We start from the raw sequence: 1,322 nt of genomic DNA, 5'->3' as shown, positions 1-1,322 counted from the left end.
ACCGGGCTGACGGCGGATGATTTCGTGCTCTAGGCTAGAACCGGCCCTTGCGGCACAAAAACATTGACGGATGGTTAATCCGCGGCGAGACTCCGCGCCGGAGCAACATTTGTGTTCCGGAGATTTTTTCGATCCCTTTCGACCTTTTTTTCAGGAGACTTCAAATATGGCAGATTTCGGACTTGGCGCGTTTTCGACTACTGCGCGCACCCTCGACGGCAGCCAATCCGGCTTTCTCGACCGCGACGGAACTCTCTACGTTGACGGCGACGCCGCCGTCACCGCCACAACCGGCACAAACTGGCTGAGCAACCACGGCTTTATCTATGCCTGGGGGGCCGGGCATCAGGCGGTCGATGCAAACGGCTCGGTCTTTGAACTGCTCAATGGAGTCGATGGGGTCATTGACGCCGAAAACCCGTCGGACGGTACCGTGGACATCGACGTCACGATCTCGGCGAATGTGGTCAACCACGGAACCATCCATTCGATGAACAACCACGCCATCAACTTTCAGGACAGCGATGGCGCCGCCCGGTTCAACCTGGTCAATACCGGCAGGATCACCAGCAACGATGGCACCGCCGTGGATGTCGATACCGGCAACACCTACATGTACCTGAGCAATTCCGGGTTCATTTCGGGTGAGAGCAACGGCCTTGTCCTCACTGCCGACATCGGCAATATATCGACCCAGGTGCTCAACAACACCGGCATCATCGAAGGCCTGGAGGGAACCGCGATCAGCTTCTCCTTCGGCACTGACAGCAATTTCCATCTCAGCAACTCCGGCACGATCAGCGGCTGGAACGGTGCCCTCAGAACGTCTCGGGACACCGATGTCCGGATCCTGAACTCCGGCCTGCTCGAGGCGCGTGGCTTCGGCGGAGCGATCGACCTGGACGGCGGCGATGACGTGATCATCAACACCGGCACGATCCAGGGCGATATCTACCTGCGGTTTGGCGCCGACTACCTCGACAACAACGGCGGCGTGATCAACGGCGCCGTTGATGCGGGCGCCGGCAACGACACGCTGGCTGGCAGCGACAACTCGGATGATTTCTCCGGCGGCACCGATGACGACACCATCGTCGGCCGTGGCGGCGACGATCTGCTGAAAGGGGACGACGGGAACGACTTCATCCTCGGCGGTGCCGGCAACGACGACATCGAGGGCGGCATCGACAATGATACCGTCAACGGCAACGCAGGCGACGACACCATCCTGGGCGATGACGGCAACGACCTGCTGGTCGGCCAGGACGGCAGCGATTTCCTCGACGGCGGTGCCGGGCTCGACACGATGGACGGCGGCAACG

At 60.7% G+C, this 1,322-nt stretch carries 1 protein-coding gene; it reads left to right on the top strand.

Going from position 1 to position 1,322, the window contains the following annotated elements; genetic code table 11:
* Nucleotides 1-166 precede the first annotated feature (166 nt).
* A partial coding sequence (locus PVW46_RS13320) for a calcium-binding protein (RefSeq protein ID WP_274576154.1) occupies nt 167-1,322 on the top strand: 1,156 nt, incomplete at its 3' end.

It is taken from the genome of Mameliella sp. AT18, assembly GCF_028807275.1.
Taxonomy (GTDB): Bacteria; Pseudomonadota; Alphaproteobacteria; order Rhodobacterales; family Rhodobacteraceae; genus Antarctobacter; species Antarctobacter albus.
This window is presented reverse-complemented; position numbering and strand designations above follow the sequence as displayed.